The following is a 13,613-nucleotide window of genomic DNA, read 5'->3' as shown; positions in this document are numbered from 1 at the left end:
CAACATGCTGGAATTCTTCCTCGCCTTTCTCATCGTCGCCGGCGGCGCCTTCACCTTCATCGGCTCCCTCGGCCTCGCCCGCCTCAAGGACTTCTACACCCGGCTCCACGGCCCCACCAAGGCCACCACCCTGGGCGTCGGCTCCATCCTCATCGCCTCGACGATCTACTTCAGCCGCCTCCAGGGCGAGCCCAGCCTCCACGAGGTCCTGGTGACCCTGTTCCTGTTCATCACCGCCCCGGTGAGCGCCCACCTCCTCGCCAAGGCCGCCCTGCACCTGGAACTGCCCTCCCTGGCACCGCGTCCCGGGCAAGAGAATCCGCCCCGGGACTAGACGTACCGGGACAGGAAGGGGACAGGAAGGGGTAGAGTAGAGAGCAGGCCCTAACGCCCGTAGGTCCGGCTTAGCGGTTCCCGCCCCTTTCGTTTGGCGGTGCCTAAATAGCCGGGCCGTAGCCACCAAGGCCAGCCCTCCCTCATCAAACCGTGCATACGGTTCTCCCGTACACGGCTTTCCGATGTGCTTCACGCCAAGGCATGCGCTGAGCGCCAGCCTGCTTTGTGGGATAGCTTGAGTAATCCAAGGGCGTCGTGGAGGTGGGCGTAGGGAAAGCGTTCGTAACCGCGCGTGCGAGTGCGCACTTTGTGACGCCGCCGCAGTTGGGTACGCACGCGTTCCTCAGTGAACCACCGGACGCGTCCGAAAGCCTTGGTGCAGTTGCCGTGGTGGAAGTAGCCCGACCAGCCGCGTAGCACTTGGTTGACTTCCGTGATCATACGCGGCATCGGCACCGGGGTGCGGCGCCGCGCGGTGAGTTCCTTGATGCGCGCCTTGATCCTTCGTTCGGCGCGGCGGCTCGGCTCAACGTGAGGGTAGCCGTTGCCGGTTCGTCGGCTGCGTGCCCATTTGATGCTGAAGCCAAGAAAGTCGAACGCCTGTCGGCGGGCATCGACCACGTGGGTTTTCTCCCGGTTGAGCGTCAACTCCAGGCGTGTCAGCACCGTCTCAAGCACCGCCATGGCCGGCGCGGTGTCCCCACGACACAGAATCACGGCATCGTCAGCGTAACGCACGAGGCGCGCCCCTAACCGCCGTTCCAAGTCGTGCCGTTCCCAAATCCGGTCCAGCAGATGTAGATAAAGATTGGCCAGCAGCGGGGAAACAACCCCGCCTTGCGGCGTCCCTTTCCGATTCCCTTTACCGCCACTCGGGCGTTGCTTGCCTCGCCCATCCTCTTCGATGACCGGGGCCTTGAGCCATTGCTGAATGAGGGCGAGGACGCCCCCATCGGCAAGGCGCTCGGCAACCACGGCCATGAGCTTGGCGTGCGGGATCGTATCGAAATACTTCGATAGATCCGCATCGATGATTTGGGTCTTTCCCTGAAACAGACCGTCGGTGACGGCCTTCACCGCATCATGGGCCGAGCGCTGCGGGCGAAATCCATAGGAGTGCTCGCAGAAATCAGCCTCGAAGATCGGCTCCACCACCAGCTTGAGCGCCATCTGTACGATCCGATCCCGGATTGTGGGGATCCCCAATGGGCGCTCACTGCCATCCGGCTTGGGTATCCAGACCCGACGCACGCCGTCCGCGCCGTACGTCTTCTGCTCCAGTTCCCGTTGCAATTCCGCCAAGTAGGCGTCTCTTCCGACCCCCGCCTCGATGGCCTCACAGGTCACACCATCGATTCCTGGCGCGCCCCGATTGGACCTGACACGATCATAGGCGTGACCGAGAGTGTCTGCCCGATAGACCTCGTCATACAAGGCGTAGAAGCGAAACGCCGGCTCTTGCTTGGCCTTGACGTAGAGCTTCCTCTGCAGCGTCCTGATCTTTTCCGGAGTTGTTAGCGACATCGCCGCAATCTCCTGACCCTCTGCGTTTCGGTTGCGTGCACAAAGTAGGGTCCCTTCCCTCAGGTCGGGTTATGTTGTCCCAGACCCTCAATCGGTACTATGAACCCCTCCGACTCCCACGACGGTCGATGACGACTTCGGACTGGCCTTATACGCCACCGTCGGCAGTTCTCACCTGCCACCGCCGCGGGCCTCCCGCACTGGGACCAATCAACTTCCACCACATGCCACCCGTACTACCCCGGAAGACTCAGCGGGACGCTCTCGTCGTCTCCTCCCACCAACAGCGGCCTTCCCCGACTGTCCACCGGGTCGGCATCTTCACTTTGTTCACGAGGCTACATCTCGGTTCGCTTGCGCTGCGGCCTGCGGTTTTGCATCTACGTAACTTACGACCCCCGGTTACCCGGACGCCGCTCCGCGACACTACAAAGGTGTACGAGCAACTCCTTTGGCGGGACTCTAACCCGCTAGTTAATCAGCCTGTTACGGCATACGGACAGCTCACTTTTCAACTCGGCAGCAGAATCAGAAGGCCGGATGTCGGGATGAATCCCGACCTACATCCGTGCTGCCGGAACAGCCAGTCATGGTGCATCTGTGGGTCGGGCTGTAGGTCGGGCTTCAGCCCGACAGTCCGCCGGTGGGGTTTCCTACCCGGCGCGGGGTGCATGGGGCGGGATCGGATGTCGGGATGAATCCCGACATCCGCGCCAAAGGAGCAGGCGGTGGTTGGGTATACAAGGTTGGGGTGAGCTTGCGAACCCCAGCGAGTTGATGAATTTGCACCGCCGTGTCGACGATCTGCCTGCCAATCGCGGCTTCCGTCATGCCCTCTAATCTTTGGCCCAATCCCTTGGCGTTCCTGGCGTCTTGGCGCGAGGAAATTCTTGTTCACCAAGGGTCGCTACGACGATGACGTGGTGATGCTCGACATCGGCCCCACATCCTCGGACCCGCGCCGGCTCAGGGGGACGCTGGTGGTGAAATAGCCGCCGGCCCAGGCCATCCCCGTTGCCCGCCAGTTCACTTGGTGATACGGATAAGGTCACTCGGCTGAACGACGATACGCTCCAGGCATTCCCCCTTGTTATAGGAGAACTTGCTCAGGTCGCCCATGCTGCAGCGGTCCGCGCCGTGGACGAGGACATACCCGATCTCTTCACAGGTGATACCGGTAAAACGGATCTCCTGATACTGGTCCTGGGTCGGTTTGATGCGGGAGAAGGACTGGAACACCGTTTCGATCTTGACCTGACCATCCTTGTAGGCGGAGAACTCCGGCACCAGGCTGCGCAGCGGCGCGTTGAGATTGTTGAACAGGCGCAACCCGATGACGCAGCTGTCGGTGCCCGAGCGCACCCGCTCCACCATTAACCGGACATGCTCGGAAGGGGTGTCATCCTCGCCCTCCAGATACCGCCAGGTGCCGTCGTCTTGTAACAGGATCAGCCGGCCCTCCGGGCCACGCACCGTGACATCGGCTCCCCCTTGGGGCGCCCAGAAGACGACCGTGGCCATCAGCAACAACGCTAGCCACCAGTCACACTTTTGTTCCATCGTCATGGTTTATCCTCGGATTGAATCAGAGGACAGTTTACCCAAATTTACGCGGCCTGCCGCGCTGGGAAGAGCAAAGGGCGCTGTTAAGGAACGCCTCATATCCCTGTCCTCCGCTTGATTCATGCCACGGGCGGCGGGAACACGCCGACGCTATGCGCCACGGCCGGAAGTACCGCAATTACGCGATATGTTTTGGCAGGCCGTGGAGAAAGTCAGTCGGGGATGGTTCGCCTTCAGAACAGATAGCCGCTCCGGGTCGGCGGCGGATTCACCAGCATCTGCAACACCTCGCCCATCACCCGCACGCTGTGGGAAAGCTGCTCACGGGACATGGTCTCTTCCGGTGCCGCGTTATGGGTCTTGTTCAGCTCCTCGAGGATATCCAGCAGGGCCGTCCGGTACTGCTCATAGGCCTCGGCCGACTCCTGTTGAGACATCTTGAGGTCCCGGGCCCGGGCATAGGCCGTCTTGCATTGCGCCAGGGCACTGTCGATGGCGGCAGTATCCTGGGCACCCGCCACCAGCGGGGCCCCCGCCGTTAGAGAGATGATGGACGCGAAGGCGATGGTATGAAGGAGCTTGCTCATGGCTGAGGCTCCCTGTTGAATGAATGTTGAGTGAATGAATTAGCAGCCCGATCCTCTCCACCCGGGTCACGAATACGCCGGCGGGGAAATGAGCCCGTGCCCACCGCCCCCAAGGGGCGTCACAGGCCATGAAGAACAGAGCGGACCGTAGCCTCAACAGACGGCGCCGGCGCCGGAATATTCCATCTCTATCTCGCCTTTATCAGCGCCATGGGATCAGGCGGCGTCGAAAGATGTCCGCAGCCGCAGCCGTGCCCGCACCCGGCGGGAGATGACGTCCACGGCGATGTTGAGCAGAGCGGTGATGAGGATCAGCACCAGGGCCCGGTCGAAACGCAGATCGGCGAAGGCGCTGTCCACGTAGAAGCCCAGGGTGTAGATGCCGAGCATGCCGAGGATGGCGGTCTCGCGCATGATCACTTCCCAGCGGTAGAACAGGAAGGCGAGGAACTGCCGGTAGACCTGGGGCAGCACCTCGTAGAAGTAACGGTCGAAGACCCGCAACCGGCCCGGCAAGGCGGGCAGGGCGCTGGAGAAGCGGCCCATGAGATGGCCGATGATGGCGCCGTTGTGCAGGGACAGGGCGATGATGGCCGGCAACATGGAAGGCCCCCACAGCTGCAGGCCGATGTAGGCCAGCACATACTCGGGGGTGGAGCGCATGACCACCAGCAGCAGGTGGCCACCGCGCCGCCGCCAGGGCCCGCCGAAACGCGTCGACACCAGGGGAAAGAGGGCCAGGGTCAAGAGCCCGGTAGCCACCAGGGCCACCATGGTGAGGACCACGGTGTTGACGATCCCCGGCAGGGCCTGGCTCATGACCAGATTGGCAAACCAGTGCCAGGTCTCTCCCAGCACCTGGGCGTCCAACTGCTCCGCGATGCGCAGGGGATGGGGCACGATGTCGTGGGAGAGGAAGCGCCACAGGCCGGCCATGGAGATGGGCATGCCCTCGGGCAGCACCCACACCGCCGCCACCAGGTAGATCGGCAGCAGGCGCCGCCGCAGCCATTGCCGGATGGTGGCGATGATGAGCCAGAACAGCATCAGCAGGGCCGCCACCTCGGAGTAATGCCCCTGGGAGAAGGCCGACTCCAGATGGAAACCCAGGGTGGGCAGGCCGACGAAGCCGAGCACGGCACTTGAGCGCAGGCCGCATTCCAGGCGGTACAGGCTGTAGGTGCGAAAATGCACCAACACGTCGGGCATGCGGGCGTAGAGGAAGGTGGACACCCTGCCGGTGCCCGTGGGCAGCTGGCGCGCGGGCGCCGGGTCCGCCTCCTCCAGGATCTCGGCGTAGACCTTGGCGATGATGCCGGCGTAGGGGATGGCGATGGCCAGCACCCCGGTCCACGGCGTGAGGCCGAAGACCTGCAGGAAGATCAGGGCCCAGAACAGCTCGTGCACGGCACGCACGAAGGCACACCCCACCCGCACCACGCGCCAGTCGAACACCAGGGCCAGCAGGAAGCCCAGAAAGTTGCCCAGGACCACGCCGAGCAGGGCGAAGGCGACGGTGTAGAGCAGGGCCTCGAACAGGTACTCGGTGGCGGTGAAATCGGGGGTGACGAAACCCCAGGCCAGGCGCCCCAGCTCGGTCCAGGGGTCGAGGGTCGAGACCTCGATGTCGGCCACCGCCAGGCAGGCGAGGCCGATGACCAGGAACACCACGCTGGCGCGGCGCACCGGCGACGGCGGCGAGCGGAGCGGCGCGCCCTCCTCAGGAGCCGTAGAGGCCATCGAGGTCCGAGGGCCTCATGCCCGCCGTGGGCTGGTCCAGGGTGATGCGGCCGGCCTCCAGGCCGATGATGCGCTCGGCATAGGCCAGGGCCAGGGTGATGTCATGCATGGCCAGCACCACGGTCTGGCTGGCCTCGACGATGGCGTCCAGGACCCGTCTCGACTGGTGCTCGTCCACCGCGGAAACCGGCTCGTCCGCCATCACCACGGGACTGCCCTGGTGAAGGGCGCGGGCGACGGCCGTGCGCTGCTGCTGGCCACCCGACAACTGCCCCGCCGGCTCGAAGAGCTTGTCCTCGAGGTCGAGGCGCCGCAGCACGGGACGCACCGACGCCACCTCCCCGGCCATGGGGCGTAGCAGGTTCACCAGGTTGTAGAAGGCGCCGTGGTGGCGCAGCCGCGCCATGTAGACGTTGTGAAATACGGACAGGGTGCGCACCAGGGCGAGGTCCTGGGCCACCAGGGCCGTGTCGGCCCGGGCCGTTTCATAGAGCAGGCGCAGCAGGGTGGACTTGCCGGCGCCGCTGCGCCCCACCAGGGCGATCCGCTCACCCGGCTCGATGGAGAGGGTGATGTCCTGGAGGGCGGGGCTGCCCTGGTAATGGACGCTGGCCCCGCGCAGCTCGAAGCGCGGGCTCAATCGATCAGACCGATGTCCTTCGCGGTCCTCTCGATGGGCTCGTAATCGGCGTTCCCGGCCGGAATGAAGCCGCTGCGGGGAAAGGATTCCAACAGCCCGGGCTCACGGATTGCCAGCAGGGCCTCGCGCACGCCCTCGGCGAAGCCGGCACCGAAGCGCTCGTCCACGTCGCCGCGGATGCTCCACTGGTAGTCCGGGTAGGCGGGCGTCTGCCAGATCACGCTCACCTTGGCGGGGTCGATACGCCCCAGCGCGCTTTCCTTCTCCCACACCTTGAAGTTCAGGGCGCCGACCTGGAAGGCGCCGGACTGCACCAGGGCGATAGTGCGGGAGTGGTCGCCACTGAAGCCCACCCGCGCGAAGACCTCCTGGGGCGCCGCGCCGAAGGCCTCCCGAATGTAGTATTCGGGCATCAGCCGTCCGGAGGTGGAGCCCTTGGAGCCGAAGGTGAAGGTCAGGCCCGAGATGTCCTTTGGAAAGTCCTGACCGTAGGCAAGGCCCGTGGCGGTGTTGGCGATGAAATAGGTGACGAAGGCCTGGTCCTCCACCCCCTGGGCGATGGCCTCGGAGCCGGGGACGCTCTGGCGGGCACGGACCCCCGACAGACCGCCGAACCAGGCGAGCTGCACCTGGTCGTTGCGAAAGGCGGTGACCGCGGCGGCATAGGACTTCACCGGTACGTAGCGCACCTCCACGTCCAGCCGTTCCTCGAGATACTCCGCCACTTGCTCGAAGCGCTCCCGCAGCCGCGACTCGTCCTGGTCCGGAATGGCCGTGAAGACAAAGGTGTCCGCCGCCGCCACGGCACCTGCCGCCAACCACAACAGCGCCGCACCGAAGATCCCCGAACCATATCTGTGCATCATCCTGATCCCCTCATCGTTAGAAAAGTGGCGCCCGAACGCGCTTTTTAAATCAGTATGGCGTGCCCTTTCGAGGCAGAAACACCCAGCAACCGTGAGGTTCACCCGCCCATCAATCCCAGGCGATGTCGAGGGGTATGGACTGCAGGTCCTCGGCCACCGTGAGGGGCCCGTCATAATGCTCACGCACCCGCTCGAGCTGGCCCTCCAGGTCACGCAGGCTGCGCGCCATCAGATGGGAGAGCACCAACCGCCGCGGCCCGGCTGCGGCTGCGGCTGCGAAGCGGCCGATGGCCGACGGCCTGGCATGGAGATTCCGCGTCGCGGCGGACACGGCCCATAAGCCCTGCCATACGGCAGCGCTTGATGGCCATTACCGCACCAGGTGCTTGCGCCAGGTGCCCTCCTCCATCATGGGGGCGAAGATCATGTAGTAGGGCCCGCGGTCCACATGGGCGAGGACGCCCTGGTTATGGATCTGCAGCAACTCGTAGTTCACCAGGGCCTTGCCCAGCCCCTGGTGGGCGTGCTCCGGCGTCTCCCACTCCATGTGGACGAAGTACTGGGCCGGCGTCTGGGCGGGGATGGGGGGCGTATCCCCGGGCTGATCGCCGTAGTTGGTATTGTAGGCCGGCGGATTGGCCCCCAGGGTGGCCTTGGTAGCGCCTTCCGGGTCGAGCTGGAAGGAACCGATGGCCGACACCCCCATCTGCTTGAGCACCATCCAGCCGATCATGCCGGGGGCGTTCTCCTTCAGCCACTTCAGGGTCTCCACTGCGCCTTCCTCGAAGGCCTGCTCGTGGCCGTCCATGACCCAGTGGTCCCCCACCACCACCGCCCGCTGGGAGGCCAGGGCCACCTTGGGCACGGGCTGTTGCTGGGCGAAGCTGGCACCGAGGGTATGGGGCACATCGGTCATGGCCAGCACCGGCGGCAGGTCCGAGGCCCGGATCTCGTACAGGGGTTCCCAGGGCCCCTCCACCACCATATCCAGGCAGGCGCCGCAGAGTTCATAGATGGTGTCGAACTGCTCGTAGTGCATCTCCTCGTGGGATTTGACGTCCTTCCACACCGTGTACTGATACATGCCGATGGGATTCAGGGTCTCCCGCATATCCAGGGCGCCGCCGCCGTAGCGCCCGCCCATGGGATGGATCCCCGTCTGCAACAGCTGTTCGAAACCCATGAAACCGGGGTGCTTGGCGGTGGTGATACACACCTTGGGGCCCACCTTGCTCATGGTCTCGTAGGACTCGGGGCTGTTGGTCACCTTGCTCATGTTGATGGCGATGATGGGATTGTCGGACATGTTCCACTCCTTAAGGCTTGATGCCTGTATGTGGTTGACTGAGGTTGGAGATCCTAACCCCCGAACGCGAGGGACGACTTTGACATTTGATGATGGACCGATCGGGGCCTCCATCCAGAGCCGACACCGGTGCCGTTTCTCGCGTCGGTGACCGTGATATCGTGGCCACTCGTGAAATCATCGCCGGCCGGTAGAGGTCCCATGGGTGCACACGATCCTGCCGCCCCTCGCGCAACCAACAGGCCGGACAACAAGCCCGGCGGGGGGTGGCGAATTCCGTTACTCCGGCTTCCGTTCGCGCCAGGAAACCAACTTCGCCAACAAGGCCAACAAGATGTTGTCCGCCATGCGCGAGCAGTTCGGCGACCACATCGAACAGGGCACCCGCGATCTGGACTGAGGAACAAAACTGATGAGCGACAGCCATAGCGACGGATTCATGGCCGCCCCCGAGCCGGTGCAGCCGGGCGCCGTAATCATCTACGGCGCATCCGGAGACCTGACTCGGCGCAAGCTGATGCCGGCCCTCTACAACCTCGCCCGCGACGGCCTGCTCCAGGATGCCTTCGCGGTCATCGGCACGGCCTCCAATGACCTCTCGGACGACGCCTTCCGCGCCCATCTCGACGAGACGGTGCGCGAACACGTGGGGGAGGATTTCGACGACGGCGTGTGGCGCTGGCTGCTGGAGCGCGTCAGCTACGTCGGTGGCGATTTCCACGATGACGACTACTACGGGCGCCTCGGCGACCACATCACCGCCATGGACGAGCACTGGCAGACCGGCGGCAACCACCTCCATTATCTGGCGACACCCCCCAGCCTGTTCGGTGACATCGTGGCTCGCCTGGGCGCCGCCGGGGTGGTCAGCCGCACCGAAGAGGCCCGTCACCGGGTGGTGATCGAGAAACCCTTCGGCCACGATCTGGAATCGGCCCGCGCCCTCAACCGCGCGCTGTTGGAGACCCTCAACGAGACCCAGATCTACCGTATCGACCATTACCTGGGCAAGGAGACGGTACAGAACCTGCTGGTATTCCGCTTTGCCAACGCCATCTTCGAGCCGGTATGGAACCGCAGCTACGTGGACCACGTCCAGATCACGGTGGCCGAGGACCTCGCGGTGGGCCACCGCGCCGGCTATTACGAGGAGGCCGGCGCGCTGCGGGACATGGTCCCCAACCACATGATGCAGCTGCTCTCCTTCATCGCCATGGAGCCCCCTTCGTCCTTCGACGCCGAGGCGGTGCGCAACAACAAGGGCGATGTCCTCAAGGCGATTCAGCCCCTGTCCCCGGAAGACGTGCTCACCCAGGCGGTGCGCGGCCAGTACGGCCCCGGCACCATGCCGGGGGGCGAGCAGGCGGCCGGTTATCGCGAGGAACCCGGCGTGAGGGCGGACTCCCCCATCGAGACCTACGCCGCCATGAAGCTCCAGCTGGACAACTGGCGCTGGGCCGACGTGCCCTTCTACCTGCGCACCGGCAAGCGCATGGCATCGCGCCAGACGGAGATCCTGATCCAGTTCAAGCGGGTGCCCTTCATGATGTTCAGCAAGACTCCGGTGGATCACCTAGTACCCAACCAGCTGGTGCTGCGCATCCAGCCCCGGGAGGCCATCCTCATGCGCTTCGGCGCCAAGCGGCCGGGGCCGGTGGTGCACATCAGCAATGCCGAACTGGAGTTCTGCTACAAGGAGCGCTTCGGCCTGCCCCCGGCCACCGGCTACGAGACCCTGCTCTACGATGCCATCCGTGGCGACGCCACCCTGTTCCAGCGCGCCGACAGCATCGAGGCCGGCTGGGGCGTGGTGGCCCCCATCCTCGACGTGTGGAGTGCCCTGCGACCCCGCGACTTCCCCAACTACGCGGCGGGGAGCTGGGGGCCTGCCGACGCCGAAACGTTACTGGCCCGGGACGGTCGCGCCTGGCAGAACCTGGAATGAGGGTCATCGGCGGCGACATCGGCGGCACCAAGACGGAGCTGGGGCTGTTCACCTGCAGGGCCCGGGCTTCATGACGGGTTTTCTCAACAAGGGCAGAATGGCGGGGCTGCTTGCGCGGGTCCCGGTAAAGGTGGTAATGAACCCCGGGGCGGCCCTGCTCGGCGCCGCCCGTCACGCCGTAGCCACAGGGAGTAACGAATCCCATCGCCCGGCGCTGCGACCATGAAGGACTACCCGATCAATCAGGAGGTGTTATGAGTAAGCTCGAGACATTACGCGGCATGACCCAGGTGGTGGCCGACACCGGCGACATCGACGCCATCGCCGCCCACAAGCCCGTCGACGCCACTACCAACCCGTCCCTGCTGCTGAAGGCGGGCCAGATGGAAGGTTACCGGCACCTGGTGGACGACGCCGTGGACTACGGCAAGAGCCGCGGCAAGAACGACGCCGAGCAGATCCGGCTGATGATGGACAAGCTGGCGGTCAACTTCGGTTGCGAGATCCTGAAGCTCGTGCCCGGGCGCGTTTCCACCGAGGTGGACGCGCGCCTGTCCTTCGACACCCAGGGCACCATCGGCCGCGCCATGCAACTGCTGGGCCTCTACGACGCCGCCGGCGTCGCCAAAGACCGCATCCTCATCAAGATCGCCTCCACCTGGGAGGGGATCCGTGCCGCCGAATTCCTCGAGCGCGAGGGCATCCACTGCAACCTCACCCTGATGTTCGGCTTTTCCCAGGCGGTAGCCTGCGCCGATGCCGGCGTCACCCTCATCTCCCCCTTCGTGGGCCGCATCATGGACTGGTACAAGAAGAACGAGGGAGTGGAGGGCTATGCCCCCCAGGACGACCCGGGCGTGAAGTCCGTGACCCGCATCTACAACTATTACAAGCGCCACGGCTACGACACCACGGTGATGGGCGCAAGCTTCCGCAACAGTGGCGAGATCCTGGAGCTGGCAGGCTGCGACCTCCTCACCATCGCCCCCAACCTGATGGCGGAGCTGGACGCCATGGAGGGCGACGTGCCCCGCCGGCTCGAGCCTGCGCGGGCCGCGGAACTGGGCGACGACCGTATCGAGCTGGACGAGAAGGCCTTCCGCTGGGAGATGAACGAGGACCCCATGGCCACCGAGAAACTGGCCGAGGGGATCCGCAACTTCGCCGCCGACGCCGCCAAGCTGGAACGCTTCGCCCTCAAGGCCTGCACCGACTGCGATTGATGGGGGTCAAAGCCCCGCATGTCGGGCTGAAGCCCGACCTACAACCTGACCTACACAACACCCCCACCGCCCATTCCTTTGGCACGGATGTAGGTCGGGCTTCAGCCCGACACCGAACGCTGGCGGGTGGCTCCGGCCCGGCCCGAGGTATGCACGGCGGGTTTGATTGTCGGGATGAATCCCGACCTTCGTGCCGCCGGAAAAAAAGGGGGTGTACCTGTAGGTCGGCTGTTCCTGGCAGCCGACGGAAACTCGGCGCTTTACGGGCGCAGATGTCGGTTGCCGAGAGCAACCGACCTACGAGCTTGCGAACCCCAACGGATACTCATCGGATTCATGGTCATGTTGGGGTTCGTTCCTCCCCCCAACCTACGCACTCGTTTCTCCGTTTCCCGTTTCCCGTTTCCCGTTTCCCGTTTCCCGTTTCCCGTTTCCCAACACCGACCACGATTCACCATTCACTATTCACTATTCACTATTCACCATTCACCATTCACCATTCACCCATTCGACTCACCCCAGCAGGAACACCGTCCCCAAGCCAAGGAAGGTCATGAAACCCACCACGTCGGTGACGGTGGTGAGCACCACGCCGCCCGCCAGGGCGGGGTCGATGTCGAAGCGCTTCAATAGCAGGGGGATGGCGGCGCCGAACAGGGCCGCCACCACCAGGTTCACCACCATGGCCACGGCGATGATGATGGCGAGCCCCAGGTTGCCGAACCACCAGCCCGCCACCAGCCCCACCACCACGGCCCACACCAGGCCGTTGAGGGCGCCCACGGCCACCTCCTTGGTGAACAGGTAGCGGGTGTTGCGGGAGCCCAGCTGCCCGAGAGCCATGCCGCGGATCACCACCGTCAGGGTCTGACTGCCGGCGATGCCGCCCATGCTGGCCACGATGGGCATGAGCACCGCCAGTGCCACCACCTCCTGGATGGTGGCCTCGAACAGGCCGATGACCCAGGCGGCGAGAAAGGCGGTGGCCAGGTTCACCCCCAGCCACAGGGCGCGGCGCCGGGTGGTGGACATCACGGGGGCGAACATGTCCTCCTCCTCGCTTAAGCCCGCCATGCCCATGAGCTGGTGCTCCCCCTCGTCCCGGATCACGTCCAGCACATCGTCCACGGTGATGCGGCCGAGAAGCACGCCGTCGTCGTCCACCACCGCGGCCGAGACGAAATCGCGGTGCTCGAAAAGCTTGGCCACGTCCCGCTCGGAGGTCTCCACGGGGATCCCCTCGGCCTCGGTGTTCATGACCTGGGCCACCGGGGTGGCGGGGTCGTTGATGATGATGGCACTCAGGGGCAGGCGCCCCAGATAGACGTTGTCGCGGTCCACCACCATGAGGCTGTCGGTATGCTCCGGCACCTCGCCCTTGCGGCGCAGATAGCGGGCCACCACCTCCAGGCTCACGTCGGCGCGCACCGTGAGCACGTCCACGTTCATGAGGCCGCCGGCGCTGTCCTCATCGTAGGACAGCACCTGCTCCAGGCGGCGCCGGTTCTGCTCGTCCATGGAGGCCAGCACCTCCTCCACCATGGACTCCGGCAGGTCCTGGAGGATGTCCGCCACATCGTCCACTTCCAGGCCTTCCGCGACGCTCGCCAACTCATCGGGCGCCATCTGGCGCAGGCGCTCGGAACGGACCGTGTCCTCCGTGTAGGTGAACACACTGTCGCGATGCTCGGGCTCCAGCAGCTCCCATACCTCGCCGCGCTGGCTGGAGGGGATGGACTCCAGCAACTCGGCGACGTCAGAGGGATGCTGCTCCGCCAGCAGTTGGGCGGCCTGCTCCTGGTCCTCGCTGCCGAGGGCCGCGCTCAGTTCATGGAGCAGCTGCTGGTCCGGGGGAATCTCGTTGTCGGGGGTCATGGGGGGTC

General features: G+C 64.9%; 14 protein-coding genes. 5 read left to right on the top strand and 9 right to left on the bottom strand.

Translation table 11 applies throughout. The annotated features are described in order from the left end of the window. Nucleotides 1–4: 4 nt before the first annotated feature. Nucleotides 5–334, top strand: coding sequence for a Na+/H+ antiporter subunit G (locus U5S82_09945; protein ID MDZ7751968.1), 330 nt, complete (start codon nt 5–7; stop codon nt 332–334). Nucleotides 335–525: 191 nt separating this feature from the next. Here U5S82_09945 and ltrA read toward each other — a convergent pair whose 3' ends face one another. From ltrA to U5S82_09905, 8 genes are all read right to left on the bottom strand, one after another. Then, nucleotides 526–1,860: a group II intron reverse transcriptase/maturase gene (ltrA, locus tag U5S82_09940; GenBank protein ID MDZ7751967.1), complete on the bottom strand. Its 1,335-nt coding sequence runs from the start codon at nt 1,858–1,860 to the stop codon at nt 526–528. 1,026 nt (nt 1,861–2,886) lie between these two features. After that, nucleotides 2,887–3,426, bottom strand: a complete 540-nt coding sequence (locus U5S82_09935; GenBank protein ID MDZ7751966.1) for a hypothetical protein — start codon at nt 3,424–3,426, stop codon at nt 2,887–2,889. A 230-nt stretch (nt 3,427–3,656) separates the two neighbouring features. Continuing rightward, nucleotides 3,657–4,010: a hypothetical protein gene (locus U5S82_09930; GenBank protein ID MDZ7751965.1), complete on the bottom strand. Its 354-nt coding sequence runs from the start codon at nt 4,008–4,010 to the stop codon at nt 3,657–3,659. A gap of 216 nt (nt 4,011–4,226) precedes the next feature. After that, nucleotides 4,227–5,750, bottom strand: coding sequence for an ABC transporter permease (locus U5S82_09925; protein MDZ7751964.1), 1,524 nt, complete (start codon nt 5,748–5,750; stop codon nt 4,227–4,229). Beyond that, entirely contained in the window at nt 5,731–6,390 is a 660-nt protein-coding gene (locus tag U5S82_09920; GenBank protein MDZ7751963.1) for an ATP-binding cassette domain-containing protein, read from the bottom strand. The genes U5S82_09925 and U5S82_09920 overlap by 20 nt, the downstream gene beginning before the upstream one ends. After that, a complete protein-coding gene (locus U5S82_09915) occupies nt 6,387–7,253 on the bottom strand; it encodes a putative selenate ABC transporter substrate-binding protein (protein MDZ7751962.1) in 867 nt (288 codons plus the stop codon). Before U5S82_09915 ends, U5S82_09920 begins: the two co-directional genes overlap by 4 nt. A 112-nt stretch (nt 7,254–7,365) precedes the next feature. After that, complete coding sequence (locus U5S82_09910; GenBank protein MDZ7751961.1) at nt 7,366–7,587, bottom strand: hypothetical protein; 222 nt, start codon at nt 7,585–7,587, stop codon at nt 7,366–7,368. A gap of 39 nt (nt 7,588–7,626) precedes the next feature. After that, the gene (locus tag U5S82_09905) at nt 7,627–8,562 is read right to left on the bottom strand and encodes a sulfur oxygenase reductase family protein (protein MDZ7751960.1); all 936 of its coding nucleotides are present in this window, start codon (nt 8,560–8,562) and stop codon (nt 7,627–7,629) included. Between the two features lie 205 nt (nt 8,563–8,767). Here U5S82_09905 and U5S82_09900 point away from each other — a divergent pair, with 205 nt between their 5' ends. From U5S82_09900 to tal, 4 genes are read left to right on the top strand one after another with little or no spacing between them, the layout of a single operon-like run. Then, on the top strand, nt 8,768–8,962 hold the full coding sequence (locus U5S82_09900; GenBank protein ID MDZ7751959.1) for a hypothetical protein: 195 nt from the start codon (nt 8,768–8,770) through the stop codon (nt 8,960–8,962). A 12-nt stretch (nt 8,963–8,974) separates the two neighbouring features. Next, the gene (gene zwf, locus U5S82_09895; GenBank protein MDZ7751958.1) at nt 8,975–10,507 is read left to right on the top strand and encodes a glucose-6-phosphate dehydrogenase; all 1,533 of its coding nucleotides are present in this window, start codon (nt 8,975–8,977) and stop codon (nt 10,505–10,507) included. Further along, nucleotides 10,398–10,733: a glucokinase gene (locus U5S82_09890; GenBank protein MDZ7751957.1), complete on the top strand. Its 336-nt coding sequence runs from the start codon at nt 10,398–10,400 to the stop codon at nt 10,731–10,733. The genes zwf and U5S82_09890 overlap by 110 nt, the downstream gene beginning before the upstream one ends. Nucleotides 10,734–10,761: 28 nt before the next feature. After that, nucleotides 10,762–11,730 carry a transaldolase gene (gene tal / locus U5S82_09885; GenBank protein MDZ7751956.1) on the top strand — a complete coding sequence of 323 codons (969 nt, stop codon included), beginning with the start codon at nt 10,762–10,764 and terminating at the stop codon, nt 11,728–11,730. Nucleotides 11,731–12,243: 513 nt separating this feature from the next. Here the strand turns inward: tal and mgtE are convergent. Further along, nucleotides 12,244–13,605: a magnesium transporter gene (gene mgtE, locus U5S82_09880; protein ID MDZ7751955.1), complete on the bottom strand. Its 1,362-nt coding sequence runs from the start codon at nt 13,603–13,605 to the stop codon at nt 12,244–12,246. Nucleotides 13,606–13,613: the final 8 nt, after the last annotated feature.

The sequence above is a fragment of the Gammaproteobacteria bacterium genome (assembly GCA_034522055.1).
Taxonomy (GTDB): Bacteria; Pseudomonadota; Gammaproteobacteria; order JAABTG01; family JAABTG01; genus JAABTG01.
Note: the sequence above shows the minus strand (reverse complement) of the source record. Positions and strands in the feature narration are given on the sequence as shown.

What these genes read in the sequence shown, in the direction of transcription:
- U5S82_09925 (MDZ7751964.1), bottom strand. Translation starts at nt 5,750, where the DNA reads ATGGCCTCTACGGCTCCTGAGGAGGGCGCGCCGCTCCGCTCGCCGCCG.
- U5S82_09915 (MDZ7751962.1), bottom strand. Translation starts at nt 7,253, where the DNA reads ATGCACAGATATGGTTCGGGGATCTTCGGTGCGGCGCTGTTGTGGTTG.
- tal (MDZ7751956.1), top strand. Translation starts at nt 10,762, where the DNA reads ATGAGTAAGCTCGAGACATTACGCGGCATGACCCAGGTGGTGGCCGAC.
- U5S82_09945 (MDZ7751968.1), top strand. Translation starts at nt 5, where the DNA reads ATGCTGGAATTCTTCCTCGCCTTTCTCATCGTCGCCGGCGGCGCCTTC.
- ltrA (MDZ7751967.1), bottom strand. Translation starts at nt 1,860, where the DNA reads ATGTCGCTAACAACTCCGGAAAAGATCAGGACGCTGCAGAGGAAGCTC.
- zwf (MDZ7751958.1), top strand. Translation starts at nt 8,975, where the DNA reads ATGAGCGACAGCCATAGCGACGGATTCATGGCCGCCCCCGAGCCGGTG.
- U5S82_09905 (MDZ7751960.1), bottom strand. Translation starts at nt 8,562, where the DNA reads ATGTCCGACAATCCCATCATCGCCATCAACATGAGCAAGGTGACCAAC.
- U5S82_09935 (MDZ7751966.1), bottom strand. Translation starts at nt 3,426, where the DNA reads ATGACGATGGAACAAAAGTGTGACTGGTGGCTAGCGTTGTTGCTGATG.
- U5S82_09930 (MDZ7751965.1), bottom strand. Translation starts at nt 4,010, where the DNA reads ATGAGCAAGCTCCTTCATACCATCGCCTTCGCGTCCATCATCTCTCTA.
- mgtE (MDZ7751955.1), bottom strand. Translation starts at nt 13,605, where the DNA reads ATGACCCCCGACAACGAGATTCCCCCGGACCAGCAGCTGCTCCATGAA.